General features: G+C 39.4%; 13 protein-coding genes and 1 tRNA gene. 8 read left to right on the top strand and 6 right to left on the bottom strand.

Translation table 11 applies throughout. The features are described from left to right. Window positions 1–46: 46 nt before the first annotated feature. The 5 genes from folD to rho form a co-directional block, all read right to left on the bottom strand. Window positions 47–928, bottom strand: coding sequence for a bifunctional methylenetetrahydrofolate dehydrogenase/methenyltetrahydrofolate cyclohydrolase FolD (gene folD / locus DW182_RS08165; protein ID WP_118295251.1), 882 nt, complete (start codon window positions 926–928; stop codon window positions 47–49). A gap of 13 nt (window positions 929–941) precedes the next feature. Further along, complete coding sequence (gene ffh / locus DW182_RS08160) at window positions 942–2,261, bottom strand: signal recognition particle protein (protein ID WP_118221036.1); 1,320 nt, start codon at window positions 2,259–2,261, stop codon at window positions 942–944. Between the two features lie 96 nt (window positions 2,262–2,357). Further along, window positions 2,358–4,322 (bottom strand): histidine kinase dimerization/phospho-acceptor domain-containing protein, encoded by a 1,965-nt coding sequence (locus DW182_RS08155; RefSeq protein ID WP_118295250.1) that lies wholly within the window; start codon window positions 4,320–4,322, stop codon window positions 2,358–2,360. Beyond that, window positions 4,319–6,130: an ATP-binding protein gene (locus DW182_RS08150; RefSeq protein ID WP_118295249.1), complete on the bottom strand. Its 1,812-nt coding sequence runs from the start codon at window positions 6,128–6,130 to the stop codon at window positions 4,319–4,321. The genes DW182_RS08155 and DW182_RS08150 overlap by 4 nt, the downstream gene beginning before the upstream one ends. Before the next feature lie 177 nt (window positions 6,131–6,307). After that, window positions 6,308–8,371, bottom strand: a complete 2,064-nt coding sequence (rho, locus tag DW182_RS08145; RefSeq protein ID WP_118295248.1) for a transcription termination factor Rho — start codon at window positions 8,369–8,371, stop codon at window positions 6,308–6,310. Between the two features lie 290 nt (window positions 8,372–8,661). On the opposite strand from rho, the gene DW182_RS08140 reads away from it, so the two are divergent. After that, on the top strand, window positions 8,662–9,492 hold the full coding sequence (locus tag DW182_RS08140; protein WP_118295247.1) for a 4Fe-4S binding protein: 831 nt from the start codon (window positions 8,662–8,664) through the stop codon (window positions 9,490–9,492). Window positions 9,493–10,358: 866 nt separating this feature from the next. Here DW182_RS08140 and tilS read toward each other — a convergent pair. After that, window positions 10,359–11,669, bottom strand: a complete 1,311-nt coding sequence (gene tilS, locus DW182_RS08135) for a tRNA lysidine(34) synthetase TilS (RefSeq protein ID WP_118295246.1) — start codon at window positions 11,667–11,669, stop codon at window positions 10,359–10,361. Between the two features lie 155 nt (window positions 11,670–11,824). Here tilS and feoB point away from each other — a divergent pair, with 155 nt between their 5' ends. The 7 genes from feoB (at window position 11,825) to DW182_RS08100 (ending at window position 19,902) form a co-directional block, all read left to right on the top strand. Continuing rightward, a complete protein-coding gene (gene feoB, locus DW182_RS08130; RefSeq protein WP_118295245.1) occupies window positions 11,825–14,296 on the top strand; it encodes a ferrous iron transport protein B in 2,472 nt (823 codons plus the stop codon). Next, window positions 14,293–14,508: a hypothetical protein gene (locus DW182_RS08125; RefSeq protein ID WP_118295244.1), complete on the top strand. Its 216-nt coding sequence runs from the start codon at window positions 14,293–14,295 to the stop codon at window positions 14,506–14,508. Before feoB ends, DW182_RS08125 begins: the two co-directional genes overlap by 4 nt. 52 nt (window positions 14,509–14,560) lie before the next feature. Further along, window positions 14,561–14,635, top strand: a tRNA-Cys gene (locus DW182_RS08120). Between the two features lie 149 nt (window positions 14,636–14,784). Beyond that, window positions 14,785–15,858, top strand: coding sequence for a site-specific integrase (locus DW182_RS22130; RefSeq protein WP_158580794.1), 1,074 nt, complete (start codon window positions 14,785–14,787; stop codon window positions 15,856–15,858). A 228-nt stretch (window positions 15,859–16,086) separates the two neighbouring features. Next, window positions 16,087–17,475, top strand: a complete 1,389-nt coding sequence (locus tag DW182_RS08110) for a hypothetical protein (protein ID WP_032952316.1) — start codon at window positions 16,087–16,089, stop codon at window positions 17,473–17,475. 4 nt (window positions 17,476–17,479) lie between these two features. After that, window positions 17,480–18,340, top strand: coding sequence for a DNA adenine methylase (locus DW182_RS08105; RefSeq protein ID WP_118295243.1), 861 nt, complete (start codon window positions 17,480–17,482; stop codon window positions 18,338–18,340). Next, window positions 18,337–19,902, top strand: coding sequence for an AAA family ATPase (locus DW182_RS08100; RefSeq protein ID WP_118295242.1), 1,566 nt, complete (start codon window positions 18,337–18,339; stop codon window positions 19,900–19,902). Before DW182_RS08105 ends, DW182_RS08100 begins: the two co-directional genes overlap by 4 nt. Window positions 19,903–19,985 lie beyond the last annotated feature (83 nt).

The raw sequence follows: 19,985 nt of genomic DNA, 5'->3' as shown, positions 1-19,985 counted from the left end.
CGGAAGAAGCCTAATGGAGATAATTGTCTTCTTCCGGTATTCGGGATTATTGGTAAATTGCTTTCTTACCAGCCAGTAATGTATTCTTCATTAAAGAAACGATAGTCATCGGTCCTACGCCACCCGGTACGGGAGTGATGAATGAACACTTAAGAGCCACTTCGTCGAACTTTACGTCACCGGTCAGTTTAAATCCTGATTTCTTAGTGGCATCCGGTACGCGAGTAGTACCTACATCAATAACTACGGCACCTTCTTTCACCATCTCGGCTTTAACAAAGTTAGGTTGTCCCAGTGCAGCGATGATGATGTCAGCTTCTTGGCACTCTTTTACGAGATCTTTACTGCGGCTATGACATACAGTTACAGTTGCATCTCCCGGATAGGCTTTTTGCATCATTAAAGCAGCCATTGGTTTGCCGACAATGTTACTACGTCCCAATACTACGCACTTCTTACCAGAAGTCTCTATTTGGTAGCGTTTTAACAGTTCTAGAATTCCGTTGGGAGTTGCTGATACATAGCAAGGCAATCCTATGGACATGCGTCCTACGTTGATGGGATGGAAACCATCTACATCTTTGCGATAATCAATGGTCTCGATCACTTTCTGTTCGGAGATGTGCTTGGGTAATGGAAGTTGTACTATGAACCCGTCTACGTCTGCATCTTCGTTTAGTTCACGTACTTTAGCAAGAAGTTCTTCTTCCGTCACATCTGCCTCGTAACGGATGAGACTGGATTTGAATCCGCAAACTTCGCATGCTTTTACTTTTGCAGCAACATACGTTTCACTACCACCATCGTGGCCTACGAGAATTGCTGCAAGATGAGGACGTTTACCACCTTTCGCCACAATTTCTGCTACTTCTGCAGCAATTTCCTGTTTTACTTGTTCCGAAATTGCTTTTCCGTCAATTAGTGTCATATCAGTATTTTTATTATTTCATCTTAGGCATCATTTTACCCATCTTGCTACCTGTTACCATCTTCATCATCTTACGAGTTTGATCGAATTGTTTTAACAAGCGGTTTACTTCCTGAATATTCGTACCACTACCTTTAGCAATACGTTGTCTGCGTGAACCGTTCAGAAGGGCAGGATTACTACGTTCTGCAGGGGTCATAGAATAAATAATAGCTTCAATACTCTTGAAAGCATTGTCGTCAATATCGATGTCTTTTATAGCCTTACCTACACCTGGAATCATAGAAGCCAGGTCTTTCAGGTTACCCATCTTTTTGATTTGCGCTATCTGACTCAAGAAGTCGTTGAAGTCGAACTGGTTCTTGGCAATCTTCTTTTGCAGGCGTTTGGCCTCTTCTTCGTCATATTGCTCTTGGGCACGTTCCACCAATGAAACAATATCACCCATACCGAGGATACGGTCTGACATACGCGACGGGTGGAATTGGTCGATGGCATCCAGTTTCTCACCTGTACCCACAAATTTGATCGGTTTGTTTACTACTGAACGGATAGAAAGAGCGGCACCACCCCGGGTATCACCATCCAACTTAGTCAGTACAACACCATTAAAGTCAAGACGTTCGTTAAACTCTTTTGCTGTGTTTACAGCATCCTGACCGGTCATAGAGTCTACAACGAAAAGAATCTCATTCGGATTGATTGCTTTTTTAATAGCAGCAATCTCATTCATCATCTCTTCATCCACAGCCAGACGTCCGGCGGTATCGACGATTACAACATCATATCCTTTGGCTTTTGCTTCCTGAATTGCATTTTCTGCAATTTTCACCGGATTCTTACTATCCGGTTCAGAGTACATTGGAACTCCTATTTGCTCTGCTAATACGCGCAACTGTTCGATAGCGGCAGGGCGGTATACATCACAAGCCACCAACAACGGTTTCTTGTTCTTTTTCGTTTTTAGCATTCGTGCCAACTTACCGGAGAAAGTAGTCTTACCGGAACCTTGCAGACCAGACATTAAGATGACAGCAGGTTTTCCTTCCAAATCAATTTCTGCAGTTTCGCCACCCATTAATTGAGTTAGCTCGTCGTGCACGATCTTCACCATTAATTGGCTGGGCTTTACGGCTGTCAATACGTTTTGTCCCAATGCCTTTTCCTTAACCGTATCTGTAAAAGTTTTGGCTACTTTGTAGTTAACGTCGGCGTCTAACAGTGCTTTGCGCACATCTTTCAGGGTTTCCGCAACATTGATCTCGGTGATTTTTCCTTCACCTTTCAGAATTTTAAACGACCTTTCCAGTCTTTCGCTTAAATTATCGAACATGATGATATAATTACTATTTATAAATTACAAATTACTCTTATTGAGGCGCAAAAGTACAAAAAATCCCTGTATCTACCTTCTTTTGAGGCAAGAATATTATTCAGTTGAGGTAGCAGGATAAGTGAAAAGAATAGTCGGTCCTTCCTTACCGTCATGAATTACCTGATAAGTACCGCCGAAGTGTTTCAGTAATAAAAGGTTGACATCGTTACGCAAAGCAGAGTCCTGATTGGCATAATTGAGGTCTGCCAATGGAGAGTTCGTAACTTTGAAGCATAATATTTCTCCATTTTTATCTAAAGTGAATTGGAGATCGCGTTCTTCTTTGAAAGATGGAGAGGGGCAAGTAAGAATACTGACGATGAGTTGCATCATCCGGTTTGTATCAGTATAAACAATATACTCGTCAATGTCACTGTAGAAATGAATATGCAAAGTTGGATTCTGCATTTGTGCCATTCCTACGGAATCCTTGCAAAGTTGTACAATGTCATAGTCACTTAATTGGAACTTCATCATACCAGCCTCCAGACGGGATAGATCAAGAACATTGTTTACCAGGCGCATTAATTGTTCAGTGTTTTGTTGAATGATGTCCGCATACTCTTTGCGAGTAGGTTCGTCAATTTCCACTTCGTTTGCTATGATTTGTGAGAAACCTAATACTCCGTTCAGAGGAACCCGGATGGCATGACTCATGTTGGACAAGAAACGGTTTTTCATTTCATTGGCCCGCTCTGTTTGACGAGTAGCTTTCTGGGTCTCTTTTTTTGAAATTTTCAATGCTTTTCGTATCCGGTTGATGCGAAGCATATAAGTGATACATAGCACTAGTATGATTCCAAGGCTCAGGAGAATACTGGTTTGTACACGATTCCTGAGTTTCCCGCGTTCCCATACTAGCTGGTTAAGATGGTATATTTCTTTGATTTCTTCCAATTGCTTGGCTGATATGGCAGCAGTCAATGAATCTTGAATGTGATTAGATTTTTCGTATAGTGGTAATGCTTCTGCATATTGACCAATTTCCAGCAGGATGTCAGCTTTGCGGGATAATTGTTTGGCGTACTCCGTTAATGCTGACTTAGATTGTTGCATATATATCAGGGCGGAATCCATGTGTACTAATGCATTCTGATAATTTTTTGTGTGGTGATAGTATTTGGCATAGGCATCATGATACATGGTGATGTAAGGGAGATAACTTTGCGGAGTTATGAAATCTTGTGCCTTCTCTATATAATATTGTGCAGAGTCGGTTTTTCCTATACCTGTATAGTAGTAGGACTGGAATACTGTTGAAAATAGGTAGAGGTTGAAATAAGACTCATACATGTCAGGATCCCAGGCTAACATTTCTTCCATCAGCTGCTTATTTTCATCTAAATATACTTTCAAGTTTTTATAATCATTTTGGTCATTGCTGAACATAATCAGTTGTTCCAAAACATTGACTTGCGTACTGCTTGTCTTTTGCTCGGAAGCATATTCATGGGCCTTACGTAGCGCTTCTCCTTCTTCTTTCTTGCGATTGGTTTCATGATAGGCACTTGCCAGGCATGAATATGCAGCTATGCATCCATCTACATTATCCAACTCTTCTGCTATCTTGAGCATTTCCAATGCTTCATTGATGGCATATTCATATTTTTCGCTATAAATATAGGTATATATGAGCAGTTTTTGTACGTTGAAGTACAAACGGTAGTATTTCATGCGTTCAGCAATGGGTTTTACATAATCGACCAATTTACTGACGCTGTCTATTTTTTCTTTATTATAGTAATATAGAATTTTAAAATAGGTACTGCTGCAGATGTATTTAGCATTTTTTTGACGCTGAGCTTCGTTGAACATTTCTTCTGCATATTCTATGTAATGCGGAGAATTCTGCTCCGTAAGCACAAGCTTTTCGAGTAGTTTTAGTCTGGTGGTGTCATGTGGAAGTGTTTGCAACTCTGTTATAAGACTATCGGTAACAGGTGACCGTTTGATGGGTCTGTTTGCAAATATGAAAAAGATTTGAAGTAAAAGAACTACTATAAATAAGAGACGTTTCATTCTGATACCTCCTTTCTGCTAGTTGAGACAATAGGATGGGTAAACAGGAAACGGGAACCATTCTTGTATTCGGGGTCAATCCATATTTTTCCACCGAAACGTTCCACAATCAGTTGGCAAATGGAAAGTCCCAATCCACTACCTTGTGCATTTTCATTCAGCTTTTCGAAACGATTGAATATTGCACCCTGCTTTTCTGGGGCTATGCCACAACCTGTATCTGATACAGCAAACAGAGCAACTCCTTCTGGCTGTTTTTCTAATGAAAGAGTAATACTTCCTTCTGTGGTAAATTTAGTGGCATTAATCAGTAAGTTAATTAGTAATTGTTGAAGACGTGCTTCATCTGTATAGATTTCCAAGTTCTCTAAAGAAGTTTGGAACAGTACAGAAGCGGATGTTTGTTTTATCTTTTCTACCGTATCCACTACATTCCGGCATATAGCCACAGCATTATTGTTAGCGAAAAGAAATTGCATTTTGCCGATTTCCAGACTAGAAAGATCTACGACATCATCTATGAGTTTCAACAGTAAATCTGAATTCTGCTGAATGATTTCATTGCATTGTTGCCGGGTGCTGATATCAATATTTGCATCCGTCAGAATAGCAGAGAAACCGGACAAGGCATTTAGAGGCGTGCGTATTTCATGACTCATATTCGATAGAAAAATGCTCTTGGTACGGATGGAATTTTCTGCAATTTGCCGTGCTTTTTCCAGTTTTAGCCTGGATGCTATCAGTCGTTTATTGATCTTACGGATATAGAGTACCGATGCAATGGATATGCTTAAAATAAGGATGCACCCCATGATAGAATAAAACAATAATCGGTTACGTTCATTTTGATTATCCATTTCAAGGCGGTCTACCTGATATATGGTTCGCAGCAGATTAATTTGCGAGGAGTAGTTGCGTGCATTGATAGAATCTCGTGCAGCATTGATATCTTGAAATATTTCGCATGCCTCTTTGGCTCTTCCACGTTTGGTATACAGCCGTGCCAATGAATTCTTCATTTTCAGATATCTATTGTAGACATTGGCGCTACTGGTGCTAACGGTCAGTTCATTATATAATTTTATGGCTTGCTCGTCATCTTCGACTTGCTTGGCATATTCGGCTTGGATATATTTCAAAATAGAACTGTGAAAAAAGAAAGGATAATACTCATACCATTCTTCTGCTTCCTGAATATATTCCCGGGCTTGTTCCAGGTTATTAGTATGAAGATAATAGTAGGCTTGAAAGATATTTTCTATGAAGCGGCTATGTCGATAGTCTTTTACTTGTTCTATCTGTTCCAAATAGTCTTTAGCTTCATTTAATCGTCCCAGTCTGATAAGTGTGGGGATTAATTGGATAAGTACTTTTTCCTGTAATTTTTCGGAGTCTGCAATTTTATATAGCTTCTGCATGGCTATTTCATATTCCTCGATAGCTTCATTAGTCATGTTGGCATTGAGGTAAGTATCGCCAATGGCATAGTGTGATATGGCTATTCCTATATCATATCTCATTAAGGTAGCTTGCTGTAGCATGGCATTTGCTTTTTCCAATGCTTCATTGATGTGTCCATCAGATACAAGTGCATAAGCAGCCATTTGCTGCATGAGGAACATGTGTTTATAATCCTTCTTGTTACGAAATGCGTCAACAAGCTCATCTTCCCACTGGGCGATATCATGTAATCTGACTTCTTGAGAATAGGCCAGATTGTTATCCATCAGGTACTCCATCAGGTGTATACGCTCATCTACCAAATCCAGATTTGTCGATTGGATGTAGGAAGTACTGTAAAATAGCATCAACAAAAATAGTATGATCGTTTTACTGAGCCTCACCTGATTAATTAAATGTTTATATAATGAAATCTGATTACTTGCGACAAAAATAAATAAAAAGGGCGAGATATCCGAAAATGTCCCGCCATTTTTGTATATATAATCCTATTTATTGTTGATTTTGTCTTTTTAGCTATGGTTTTAGCTATTCATGCTCATTAGGAACTCATCGTTATCTTTGGTTTTTTCCATGCGGTCTTTCACAAAATCCATAGCTTCAATCGGATTCATGTCAGCCAGATATTTGCGGAGTATCCACATACGATCCAAAGTTTGCTTGTCTTGCAGCAAGTCGTCACGACGGGTGCTGGAAGCAACAATATTGACAGCTGGGAAGATACGTTTGTTAGACAGGTTGCGGTCGAGCTGCAATTCCATGTTACCTGTACCCTTGAATTCTTCGAAGATAACTTCATCCATCTTGGAACCTGTATCAATCAAGGCAGTAGCAAGAATAGTGAGCGAACCACCGTTTTCAATATTACGGGCAGCTCCGAAGAAACGTTTGGGCTTATGAAGTGCATTTGCGTCCACACCACCGGAAAGTACTTTACCGGAAGCCGGAGATACTGTATTGTAAGCACGTGCCAAACGTGTAATTGAGTCCAGGAAGATCACTACGTCATGACCGCATTCTACCAGTCTCTTGGCCTTTTCCAGCACAATACCGGCGATTTTCACATGGCGTTCGGCAGGTTCGTCAAAAGTAGAAGCAATGACTTCAGCATTTACGGTGCGTGCCATGTCAGTTACTTCTTCCGGGCGTTCGTCGATAAGTAACATAATCATGTAGACTTCCGGATGATTTGCTGCGATGGCATTGGCTATATCTTTCATCAAGATGGTCTTACCGGTTTTAGGTTGTGCCACGATCAATGCACGCTGGCCTTTACCGATAGGAGCGAAAAGGTCTACTACACGAGCTGACATAGAGTCTGAATAGCCACCTTTGCACAATCTGAATTTTTCGTCGGGGAATAATGGTGTGAGATGCTCAAATGGTACGCGGTCACGTACGAAAGCCGGGTCACGTCCATTGATTTTTTCCACTTTTACTAGTGGGAAATATTTCTCACCTTCTTTAGGAGGACGGATTACACCTTCTACAACATCACCGGTTTTCAGGCCAAACAGTTTGATTTGAGATTGCGATACATAAATATCATCTGGTGAAGAAAGGTAATTATAGTCGGAAGAACGAAGGAATCCGTAACCATCCTGCATGATTTCCAGTACGCCTGTACCGGTCAGGATATCGTCGAATTCGTATACTTTTTCACGTTCAATTACAGGTCTGCGTTCGGGGACAGGAGAATAATTCTCATTGTTGGCATTCGGTTGTGCCGGACGCTGCTGTTGTACGGGACGTGGGTTGTTGTTCCGGTTATTATTATTGTTGTTATTATTGTAAGGAGTATTATTATTGTCTCGGGGACGAAGGCGTGGACGTTGATTAGCAGGAATAGATTCAACTACAGGAACTGCGGGTGTTTCAGCTTTAGTTGCTTCAAACTTACCGAGAAGTTCAGAAGGCAGTTCTACTTTTTCGGTCGGAAGGTCTTCGATAGGGATGAAGTCATCTTCGGGTTCAGCCAGGATAGGGCTGTCTTCCACTACGACTTTCTTGATAACTTTAGGCACTTCTGTTTCAAAATTCAATTCGGGCTCAGCTTTCTTAGGTTCTTCCTTCTTTGCAACAGGTACGGGTGCGGGTATGGGAGTTTTTTCTTCTACCTTAGCTTTACGCGGACGTCCTGGTTTACGCTTTGTTGAGTTAGGCGTTTCAGTATTTTCAGGAGCTGCTGTAGCTGCTACAGCTACTTCTTTTTCCGCTACCGGCGCTTTAGGTGCCTCTGCTACCGGTGTTTTTACTGCTTCTGCTACCGGTTGTACTTTAGCGACTGCTACTGAAGCTTCAGCTTTTGCCTTAGTGAGATCGCCGTTTTTGTTGGCGGTAAAGACTTTGTCAGTACTCTCTTTTTTTACGGTTACGCGGGTACGTTTCTGTTGTCTGTCCACTTTACGCTCTTCTTTCAGCTTTTCAGCAGCAACTTTTTTGGTAGCACCTGCGATGGCTTGTTCATCAAGTATCTTGTAAACAAGTTCTTCTTTTTTTAGTGAGTCTGTCTTTTTAATACCCAGTTCTTGGGCAATAGATTGAAGTTCCGACAAATTTTTGTCGTTCAATTGAATGATATTATACATACAGTATATATGTGAATGGTTTAAAATTTCTTTTGTTATTGGACAGATATGTTCACACGGTTGCGGTTGTCGTCACAAGCAACATGGCAAATATACCTTTATTTAATATAATGATTATGGGATATTTATTATTGAACCGGAAAACTGTTAGCTACCCGCACTTAGGAGTTTACAGAATGTTTCAACGGTGCAAAGGTAATAAATATTTTTGGTTTCATAAACAATTCGTCTTTTTTTTAATTTTAAAACTTTATCTTTGCTTGATAAACCAAGAAAAAGCGCATATATTTATGGATATAAACGAAGTTCATTTCATCTATTTTTCGCCTACTCGTACTTCTAAACAAGTTGGTGAGGCAATTGTTCGCGGAACAGGACTAACAAATGTTGTTATTACGAATTTAACACTACATGCTGCTGAGGTAGATATTCCGGAGAATATACTGACTGTTATTGCTGTGCCGGTGTATGGCGGCAAGGTAGCTCCTTTGGCTATGGAGCGGTTGCAGGGTATTCGTGGATCGGGATCTCCGGTTGTGCTGGTAGTAGTTTATGGTAACCGCGCGTATGAAAAGGCTTTGATAGAATTGGATGCATTTGCTTCTGCCCAGGGCTTCAAAGTTATTGCCGGGGCTACTTTTGTGGGAGAACATTCGTATAGTACGGAACAAAATCCAATAGCCCCAGGGCGTCCGGATACAAATGATTTGCAATATGCGGAGGAATTTGGTGCGAAGATACGGACGAAAATAAATGCCGCCGTTGATATGGAGCACTTGTATCCGGTGGATGTGAACCGTATTCAGCGCCCGCGCCAGCCTTTTCTGCCTTTATTCAAATTTCTGCGCCGGGTAATAAAGTTGCGTAAAAGTGGTGTTCCTTTGCCGCGTGTACCGGAAGTGAATGCGGAACTTTGCACGCATTGTGGCGTTTGCGCTGTACATTGTCCTTCGGGAGCTATTCTGAAAGGTGACGAATGTAATACGATTGCCGAAAAGTGTATCAAGTGTTGCGCATGCGTCAAAGGATGTTCGTTCAAGGCGCGGACGTATGATACTCCGTTTGCTTCATTGCTTTCAGACTGCTTTGTGCGGCAGAAAGAGGACCGGATTATTTTATAGCTTTAATCCTACATGCAATAAACTCCTTATCATTCAGAATTTCTATAGAATTCTCCGATACATTTGTGTCTGTATTTATATTATTAAGGCGGTACCTCAAAACTCGTCAGTAACGCTTAAAAGACAATACATACGGTATAAATGGGCGTTTTATTTTCCCAACTGGAGAAAAGTTTTTTCCCAACTGGAAAGATGTTTTTTCCTAACTGGAGAAAAATAGCTTAGTAATAGCTGATTGTAGCGTAACCCTTTATTCGCGTAATTTGTGTTCTATTATAATGTTTTGTTCATATCTGAGAAGAAAGGAATTATTTCACCACAGAGTAACACGGAGTATCACGGAATTCTATTCTTTTGATTTCAAATCGATAAAACTCCGTGATACCATGTGTTGAAATAATTCATAATCCTGAGAAAAATTATGTACCAAGTTGTTTTTTAATGATTACATAACTAAAAGTGCCGTCAGAAGCCTTTCTGAACGGGGTGACTGTTTTTTACTAAAACCTTATCGGATTTTTACTAATTTTCCGGTAGATTTTTACTAATTTTCAGTCGTGAATTTAGTAAAAATCCGAAGCCCTTTTAGCAAAGGGTGGGACGGATGTATTATGTGTAACTATTTTTCTCTTATTTATTTTCCCAACCGGAGAAAAATAACTTAGTAATAGCTGATTGCAGTGCAGACCTTTATTTGTGTAATTCGCGTAATTTGTGTTTTGTTCATAACCGTGCAGAAATGGATGAAAGAGTGATAAGGCGGTAAGATGATAGAGTGATAAAGTAGCTGCGCTATATATCACAGAGCGTTATCCCGCTATCACTTTATCACCCTACCACATTATCGCACTTTGTTCATATCTGATTCAATAAGGAATAAACTTCAGAATAACAACTTTCCGTGTTTGGGTGTCTATTTTGAAACGATTATCAGTACGTTCGCCTATCAACCAAATGATATGGGAACCACTGCAAAGCACCCATTGTTGTTCTTTGCGGGAAAGGGAGAATTTCCGATCAGTAAGGTAATCGCTGATCTTTTTTCGTCCGGTCATACCAAAGGGAACGAATGTGTCGCCTTGTCGGCAGTGTCTGACTGTGAGAGGTTGTTTTAGTTTGTCTGCATCGAAGCAAGCAGTGCTTCGGTCGCGGGGAATGATGAAATCATCCGTGACTTCTAATTCTTCCATTGTCAGACGGAAGGGTAGGGTAGGGTCATCCGGAGAGAAGACAGTTGAAGCATCTTCTGAACAGACTGGTTCTATCAGCAGAAGCTCCCGATCTTTAATTACACGCCATTCTCCGCTAAGGAATATCTTCCCCGGTTGTCCGTTCAGGGAGGTGAAAATATCTTTGATCTGTGCACTGTTAAATCCTAATGGAGATAAGATCTCAAATAATAAAGTTTCCGGTGCAGGCTCCCGGAGCAAAGCACTGATTAGGATACCTTGTTCGGTTTGCACTTTCTGTTTACCTTCTTCTATACCTTTCTTATATAAGAGAGCTGCATCATTCAGATGTTCTGAGGTGCGGAGAAGGCTTTCTTTTATGGAGGGATTGATTTCCTGCATTAGAGGCAATAGACTGAGGCGTATCTTGTTGCGTGTATATTCGTCTTGCAGGTTGGTGCTGTCCGTTACGTAAGATTGCCCGATTTCTTGTAGGTACTCGGTTATTTCTTTCCGGTCGAGGCATAACAAGGGACGGACAATGTTTCCGTTTTTGGGGCGGATACCCAATAGCCCGTTGATGCCTGTTCCACGGATAAGGTTGAGCAGGAGAGTTTCTACGCTGTCATCTTTATGATGGGCCACGGCGATAACGTCGGCACCTTGTTGTAAACGGAGCTGTTCAAACCAGGCATAACGTAATTCCCGCGCTGCCATTTCAATGGATATGTGGCGTTTTTCCGCTTCTTCTGTAGTTTGGAAATGTTGGACATATAACGGAACTTCCAGTTGCAAGCATAGTTCGCGGACAAACATTTCATCTCGAACAGACTCGTCTCCCCGCAGATGGAAATTGCAATGTGCCGCCTCGCAGGTGTACTCCATATCAAGAAGTAGACGCAACAAAGCAACTGAGTCCGCTCCACCGCTCAGTGTTACCAGTATTTTGTCTTCTTGTGTGAAAAGCTTCTCCTGATCAATGTATTGCGCTATTTTCTTTTTATTCATAATGGTGCAAAGATAATATTAACGAATTGAATTCTTTCTAATTCTTCGGAACAAAGTGTAGTATATTTCTCCTTATTTAAAAACAATCTAAATAATTTGTAGGCTAAATACAAATCATTTATCTTTGCATCCAAATAAAAGAAAGAGAGTAGGCTATGCGTTTATCCGAATTAAAAACTGGAGAAAAAGGTGTAATTGTTAAAGTTCTGGGGCATGGCGGTTTCCGCAAACGGATTGTAGAAATGGGCTTTGTTAAAGGCAAGACTGTCGAAGTTTTGCTGAATGCTCCGCTGAAAGACCCGATAAAATACAAAGTAATGGGGTATGAAATCTCTTTGCGTCGTCAGGAGGCAGGAATGATTGAAGTACTCAGCGAATATGAGGCGAAAGAACAAGTGACAAAACCGAATTTTCATCCGGGAATGAGTGAAGACATTTATCCGGGTGAAGAGGAACTGAAACGTATCGCCCTCGGTAAACGCCGCACCATTAATGTTGCATTAGTGGGTAATCCGAACTGTGGGAAAACCTCTCTGTTTAACATTGCTTCCGGTTCACACGAACATGTTGGTAACTATAGCGGCGTTACAGTGGATGCTAAGGAAGGTCATTTTAATTTTCAAGGTTATCATTTCCGTATAGTCGATTTGCCGGGTACATATTCGCTATCGGCATATAGTCCTGAAGAAATGTATGTCCGTCATCATATTATTGATGAAACTCCGGACATTGTTATCAATGTGGTAGATTCATCTAATCTGGAACGTAATCTATACCTCACCACCCAATTGATTGACATGAACGTACGTATGGTGATGGCTCTCAATATGTACGATGAATTGGAAGCCAGTGGTAACACGCTGGATTACATGAAACTGAGTGAACTCTTTGGTGTCCCTATGGTTCCTACCGTTTCACGTACGGGCAAAGGCATCGAAGATCTTTTTCACGTTGTTATCAGCATTTACGAAGGTGCCGACTTCCTCGATAAGAAAGGCAAGGTACGTACCGAAGTGTTAAATGACCTGCGCGAATGGCATCGCGAGTATGTGCCCGGCTATACCGGTGGGGGGCATAAAGAGGAAGAAGTGCGTCATCATGGATTCTATCGTCATATTCACATTAATCACGGTCCTGAACTGGAACGCAGTATTGAAGAGGTGAAGAGGGTGATTAGTGAGAATGAGGATATCCGTCATAAGTACTCCACTCGCTTTCTTGCCATCAAACTTCTGGAGAATGATCCGGATTTGGAAACGTTGACTAAAACTTTACCCAATGGTAAAGAAATCATTGCTGTCCGTGATCAGGAAAGTCGCCGCATCCGAGATGTGCTGAATGAGGATTGTGATCAGGCAATTACTGATGCAAAATACGGTTTTATATCCGGTGCACTAAAAGAAACCTTTGTGGATAATCATCTGGATAAGGAACATACTACCCGTGTGATAGACTCCATTGTAACGCATCGTGTGTGGGGATTCCCCATTTTCTTCCTGTTCATGTATCTCATGTTCGAAGGTACGTTTGTGCTCGGTGAATATCCGATGATGGGTATCGAATGGCTGGTAGAAACTCTCGGTAACTTTATACATGCCAATATGGCGGATGGACCGTTGAAAGATTTGTTAGTAGACGGTATTGTAGGCGGAGTTGGTGGTGTGATTGTTTTCTTGCCGAACATCCTTATTCTTTATTTCTGCATATCACTGATGGAAGATTCCGGTTACATGGCACGTGCTGCGTTTATCATGGATAAGATTATGCATAAGATGGGGTTGCATGGTAAATCCTTCATTCCTCTGATTATGGGTTTCGGATGTAATGTACCTGCTATTATGGCTTCGCGCACTATTGAGAATCGTAAAAGCCGACTTATTACCATGCTCGTCAATCCGTTGATGTCATGTAGTGCCCGTCTGCCTATTTATTTGTTGCTGGTAGGTGCATTTTTCCCGAACAATGGTAGCTTGATACTGTTATTAATATATTCAATAGGTATCCTATTGGCGGTGTTGATGGCGCGTTTGTTCAGCCGTTTTTTGGTGAAGGGAGATGATACTCCGTTCGTTATGGAACTTCCACCTTACCGTTTACCGACGGCAAAAGTCATTTTCCGACATACGTGGGAGAAAGGTGCACAATATCTGCGTAAAATGGGAGGTATTATCATGATAGCTTCCATCGTGATATGGGCATTGGGATATTATCCTGACCATGATGCGTATGAAACGGTTGCTGAACAGCAGGAGAATTCCTACATCGGACAGATAGGAAAGGCTATGGAGCCAGTGATTGAACCTTTGGGTTTTGACTGGAAACTTGGTATCGGTATACTTTCAGGTGTGGGCGCTAAGGAATTAGTGGTAAGTACACTGGGTGTGCTTTATACGAATGACGCTGAAGCAGATGCCGTAAGTCTTGCCGAACGTATTCCGATTACACCGTTGGTAGCTTTCTGCTATATGGTGTTTGTATTGATCTATTTCCCATGTATAGCTACGATTGTAGCAATCAAGCAAGAATCCGGTGGCTGGAAATGGGCGTTATTTACGGCAGTGTATACCACGCTGCTCGCTTGGATAATGGCATTTGCTATTTATAGAATAGGAGGATTATTTGTATGATGAATTGGCAACAATGGGCGGTTGTAATCCTGTTACTGTTGTGTATTGTCCGGATCGGATGGGGAATTTATGCTTTTTTCCACCGGACAAAAGAAAATGGTAATCCATGTGCAAATTGCGTAACCGGTTGTGACTTAAAGCGATTGATGGATGAGAAGCATGCAGAGTGTAGTGCCACGAAAAAAGAAAAGAAGAAAAAATGCTGCGGATAGTTGGTATTTTCAAAAAATGTGCTACCTTTGCAACCGCAAATGAGAAAAGACTGGTTCCTTGGATGAGTGGCTTAGTCAGCGGTCTGCAAAACCGTGTACGGCGGTTCGAATCCGCCAGGAACCTCCAAAAGCAAGAAAGGATTAGAATGAAAATTTCTAATCCTTTTGTTTTTCAACTACTTATGTCCTCTGTGGTGGAAGGACTGGAAGAAGAAATTTCATAGTTTTCAGCTTTTGTTTTACAATTGTTTTACAGTAAAACAGCGAAGAATTGTAATGAAAGCTACGATTAAGATTGAGTTGCGCAAAGATTACGCAACCAAAGAAGGCAAACAAATGGTTTGTCTGCGCTACACTGCTTACCGTCGTTCTACTCTTATCAGTATGAACATAGTAGTCTACCCTAAGCATTGGAATAAGGTGTCGAATACCGTTCGTGGTTCCGAACCTCGTTGTTACTACTACAACAAAGCCATCAGTGAAGTTTATCAGAAGGCAGACACGATTGTTATGGAGAATTTCTTTGCTCCGTTGCCTCTGCCCCAATTCTTAGAACGCCTTAAAGATAAGCATCACGGCAATACGGATTTCTATGTTTTCATAGAGAATGAGATAGAGCAGCTAAAGCAATCCCGGGCAGCCGGAACGATTTCTAACTATTACAAGTTAATCAATACCATGAAAGAATGGAAACCTACCCTTTCTTTTGGTGAGATTACTTTGGACTTTATCCAGCAGTTCCATAATCACGAACTGGAAGTTGGCAATATTCTTTCCACTGTTTATAAGAAGCACTCTAACTTGAAATTCCTGATTGGTATCGCTGTCGATAAGGAGAAGCTGGCAAAGAACCCCTATGAAAAATTTGAAATTAAAAAAAATATCAAGGCACAGAATAATGATGTACTGACAGAAGAAGAACTTAAAAGGCTACAAAGTGCATACGATAAGAAAGAATATAGTAAAGGAAAGCAAGAGGTATTAAGAGAGTTCTTGTTTAGCTGTTATACCAGCTTGTCATTTGCCGAGTTCTCCATCCTTACCTATTCGGACATCAAGCCGATTAAAGTTGATACTGGTGAAACTTACCTTATATTGTGTAATGAACGTACAAAGACCAGTGTAACCTACAAGATTCCTATTGTTTCGCCTGTAGTAGTAGCTTTGCTTGGGAATGGTGAACCATGCCAAAAGATTTTCCTACCTATATCCAATCAGCCGACAAACCGTTATTTGAAAGATATAATGGCTGATTTGAAAATAGACAAAACAATGACATTTCACGGGTTAAGGCATATTGAATTGCCTTTATCGCTGAATTTGAATAGATTGCAAAGATTCGTTTCTTGATAGGTAACGATTTGGAAACGAGTGAAGTTCTGTATTTTACCTCGTCTTGCATTAAATCAAAAGAACGCCTTTTTGCAATGCAAAGATAGTGATTAGAATTGATTTACAATAAACTTCATCCTGTAAAATCGTGCAAAATCGCAGATTCCTGTGCATTTTTATTGTTCAAATACTGCTAACTTCACTAAAAATGAGTAACTTTGCAAACTAACAAGTATTGGTTTTGCCATGGTTATAAGAACGATAAAATTGACATCACTATTTGTCAATACGGAAAATTATAGATTTGAGCCTTTATCATCACAAAAAGAAGCAATAGATAAGATGATAGAGGATCAAGGGGATAAATTATATTCTCTTGTGGACGATATTGTAACCAATGGTCTTAGCCCCGTCGATTTGATTATTGTAACACCCAACGAAGATAGCAATAAGTATGTTGTACTTGAAGGAAATAGGCGAATAACGTCATTAAAACTATTAAATAATCCGACACTAATAGATGACAAATACTCTCCTTTAAGGAAGAAATTTCAGAAATTACAAAAAGAAAAACCTAATGCTATTTCTGAATTGAAGAATATTGCTTGTGCTGTTTTTGAAACCCCTACTGAAGCTGATATATGGATAAAACGTAAACACTCTGGAGAACTTAATGGTATCGGAACTGTCACTTGGAACGCTCAACAAAAGCAAAGATTCGAGGAGAAGACAGAAGGGAAATCATCAATTCCATTGCAAATTATCACTTTGCTGAAATCACAAGAAGAGGTTTCTGATACGATTAAGGATTCATTATCTAAATTAAACATTACCAACTTGCAACGTTTGATGTCGGATCCATATGTTAGAGAACACCTTGGCTTGGAAATTAACAATGGAATTTTAGTTTCAAAGGTTAAAGTGTCCGAAGTCATTAAGGGGCTTTTAAAAGTTGTTACAGACATTCTGAATCCGGAATTCAAAGTTTCTGATATCTATAACAGAGAAAAAAGAAAGCAATATATTGATAATTTTGACAAGAGTCAAAAGCCAGATTTGTCTAATGAAGCATCTGAACAATGGAGTGTTCAAGATATTGAAAACAATAAAGAACAAGCATCAAGAAATAGCGAGAAACAAGAAATAAAAGGGGATAAAAACAGGAAAACAAGAAATAGAGGAGCTTTAGTGCCCAAGTCTTTGAATTTACATATCAGCAACCCGAAAATTAATAAAATTTTCGAGGAGCTAAAACATGTTCAGGTCAAGACATGCCCCAATGCATCTTCAGTCCTTTTAAGAGTATTTTTAGAACTATCTGTTGATGCCTATTTGGAGAAATTTGATTTAGTAAGAAACAATGCTATTACAGCTTGTTCTTCTGGTGAAAGTTTGCAAGGGAAAGTTGGTAAAGTCTTAAATCATATGACCCAATTAGGAACAATGAGTAATGACTTATCAAAGGGCATAAGGTCTGAAATAAATGATAAAAATTCAGTTCTTTCAATCGAATCATTGAATGCATATGTTCATAACGAGTTTTTCTACCCTAAAGCAGATAATTTGATTACTGGATGGGACAACATAGAAAGTTTTTTTATCCAATTGTGGGAATCAATAAAGAATAAAGAATAATATTATGGAATTTCTATCACCTTTAAGATACCCTGGCGGTAAGGCTAAAGTTGCTGATTTCGTACAATGCTTAATCAAAGAAAACGCATTGCTCGATGGCACTTATGTTGAACCATATGTTGGAGGTGGTTCCGTTGCATTATCTTTGCTCTTTAATGAATATGTCAGCGACATACATATAAATGATAAGGATATATCTATTTATGCCTTTTGGTATAGTGCCTTAAATAACGTGGATGCTCTCTGCAAGATGATAAAGGATACCCCTTTAAATGTTGAAACTTGGTTTAAACAAAAAGAAATTCAATCCAATAAAGAGAATTCTAACTTGTTAGAATTAGGCTTTTCTACATTCTTCTTGAATAGGACTAATCGCTCAGGAATCTTGAAAGCAGGAGTCATTGGCGGTTATGACCAAACTGGAAATTATAAGATTGATGCAAGATTCAACAAAGAAGATTTGATAAAAAGGATTCAACGTATAGCAGATTATGCAGATAGAATCCATTTAACAAATGAAGATGCTGTTTCTTTAGTACAACGGTTAAAAAATGAATTACCGTATAATACGTTATTTTATTTAGACCCACCATACTATGTAAAAGGTAAAGGACTTTATCTGAATTACTATAATGATACAGATCATCAAAATATAGCTAACACTATAAGTGAGATTGCAAATTGTAAGTGGATTGTCTCTTATGATAATGTACCATTCATAACCAGCCTATATTCAAAATATAGACAGCAATGTTTTGAATTGAATTATAGTGCGAGTAATTCCGGGAAAGGTAAAGAGATAATGGTATTTTGCGATGGCATAGTTATCCCCAAACACAAACTATTTAACCATTCTACAAAGTGAAAATAACGCACATTCATATCGAAAGATTCCGAGGATTTCAAAATGAAGATTTTGAAGTAGGCTCTTTGTTAACAGCAATTGCAGGGCAAAACGGAACTCAAAAGTCAACATTACTTGGTATTATAACACAAACTTTCACTCTTAAGACAGAAGATCCTATGAGAGTTGAAAAGCCCTTGTGTGGTGGTAGTTATATTTCCGCATTCAAAGATAAGTTTAGGTTATCACCTACTTTTGATAAACCAAAAGGTCATGAATGGACTATTTCCTTTGATGCAGGAATGGATGATTTTACTGTTGAAAGTATCAAACGAACAGGAGATCCTAATGTCCGTTTTTGGAAAAAAGGAGCTAGGCAAGAAGGAGATGGATACATTTCCTTCCCCACAATCTTTTTAAGTCTAAAGCGATTAGTTCCAGTGGCAGAGGAAGCTAAAATCATTACAGATGATACATTATTAACGCAAGAAGAACTAAATGAGTTTAAGCAATTGCATAATAAAATTCTAATAGCACAAACTCCCATTTCTTCCGCAACAACAATCACATCAAAAAACAAGCAATCTATAGGTGTATCCACAGAACTATACGATTGGAATCAAAACTCTATGGGGCAAGATAATTTAGGTAAAATTATCTTGGCGTTATTTTCTTTTAAAAGATTACATGACAAATATCCCCAACAATACAAAGGCGGTATTTTGGCCATTGATGAGATGGATGCAACAATGTATCCCGCATCCCAAGTAGAGTTGTTAAAGGTTTTGCGCAAATATGCATCTAAGTTGAATTTGCAAATTTTATTTACAACTCATTCAATGTCTCTTCTTAAGGCAATGGATGATTTAGTTCAAGAAGTAACTAAAAAAGAAGAAACAGCCAATCAAGCAAAGATCCTTTACCTTAAGAAGGTTGATGATAAGATTGCAATTAAACAGGGCGTGAACTTCAAAGGCATTCAATTGGATTTAAATGTTGTTGCAGAAGGAAATAATCGCAAGAAAAACAGAATTACAGCATATACGGAAGACAAGGAAAATATATTATTTGTAAAAGCTATTTTAAAGAGCAAGACTTTTGTGTTGGATTTTGTGGATGTAACATTACCATGTTCAACATTAATGGAACTTGTAACCAAAAGAGTGCCTGCTTTTATATATCCATATTCTATTGTTATATTAGATGGGGATGTTAGAATGAATAAAAATGATCTCAGGAAAATCAACAATGCAGATAACATTTTGATTTTACCGGGAAATAAATCTCCAGAAAGACTATTGGCCTCTTATTTGTATAATCTATCTGATGCAGACCCATTATGGTCTAAGATTGCAGATGGGTACACAAAACAATTCTGTTTCCGAGAGTATTCCATGGAACAAATAAATGCAGGAGGTGAACTGGGACGCCAAAACGCAAAAAAATGGTTTAATAGCCAATTAAAATATTGGGGGCGAAACGGTTGTAAAGTCCTTAATCCTTTTTTAAGTTCAATTTCTGAGGAGGCACAAGAGTTTAGAACAAATTTTGACAATATGATTAAACAGTATATCCATGACTAAACTTTCGGTGTCCACACTTCATTGTGGATACCGAAAGTTTAGTCATGGAATTGCTTGATATAAAATCTATGTACATTTTATGT

It is taken from the genome of Bacteroides sp. AM16-24 (assembly GCF_003471885.1).
Classification (GTDB): Bacteria; Bacteroidota; Bacteroidia; order Bacteroidales; family Bacteroidaceae; genus Bacteroides.
Note: the sequence above shows the minus strand (reverse complement) of the source record. Positions and strands in the feature narration are given on the sequence as shown.

What these genes read in the sequence shown, in the direction of transcription:
- DW182_RS08105 (WP_118295243.1), top strand. Translation starts at nt 17,480, where the DNA reads ATGGAATTTCTATCACCTTTAAGATACCCTGGCGGTAAGGCTAAAGTT.
- DW182_RS08125 (WP_118295244.1), top strand. Translation starts at nt 14,293, where the DNA reads ATGATGAATTGGCAACAATGGGCGGTTGTAATCCTGTTACTGTTGTGT.
- DW182_RS08140 (WP_118295247.1), top strand. Translation starts at nt 8,662, where the DNA reads ATGGATATAAACGAAGTTCATTTCATCTATTTTTCGCCTACTCGTACT.
- rho (WP_118295248.1), bottom strand. Translation starts at nt 8,371, where the DNA reads ATGTATAATATCATTCAATTGAACGACAAAAATTTGTCGGAACTTCAA.
- DW182_RS08110 (WP_032952316.1), top strand. Translation starts at nt 16,087, where the DNA reads ATGGTTATAAGAACGATAAAATTGACATCACTATTTGTCAATACGGAA.
- DW182_RS08155 (WP_118295250.1), bottom strand. Translation starts at nt 4,322, where the DNA reads ATGAAACGTCTCTTATTTATAGTAGTTCTTTTACTTCAAATCTTTTTC.
- folD (WP_118295251.1), bottom strand. Translation starts at nt 928, where the DNA reads ATGACACTAATTGACGGAAAAGCAATTTCGGAACAAGTAAAACAGGAA.
- DW182_RS08150 (WP_118295249.1), bottom strand. Translation starts at nt 6,130, where the DNA reads ATGCTATTTTACAGTACTTCCTACATCCAATCGACAAATCTGGATTTG.
- DW182_RS22130 (WP_158580794.1), top strand. Translation starts at nt 14,785, where the DNA reads ATGAAAGCTACGATTAAGATTGAGTTGCGCAAAGATTACGCAACCAAA.
- feoB (WP_118295245.1), top strand. Translation starts at nt 11,825, where the DNA reads ATGCGTTTATCCGAATTAAAAACTGGAGAAAAAGGTGTAATTGTTAAA.
- tilS (WP_118295246.1), bottom strand. Translation starts at nt 11,669, where the DNA reads ATGAATAAAAAGAAAATAGCGCAATACATTGATCAGGAGAAGCTTTTC.
- ffh (WP_118221036.1), bottom strand. Translation starts at nt 2,261, where the DNA reads ATGTTCGATAATTTAAGCGAAAGACTGGAAAGGTCGTTTAAAATTCTG.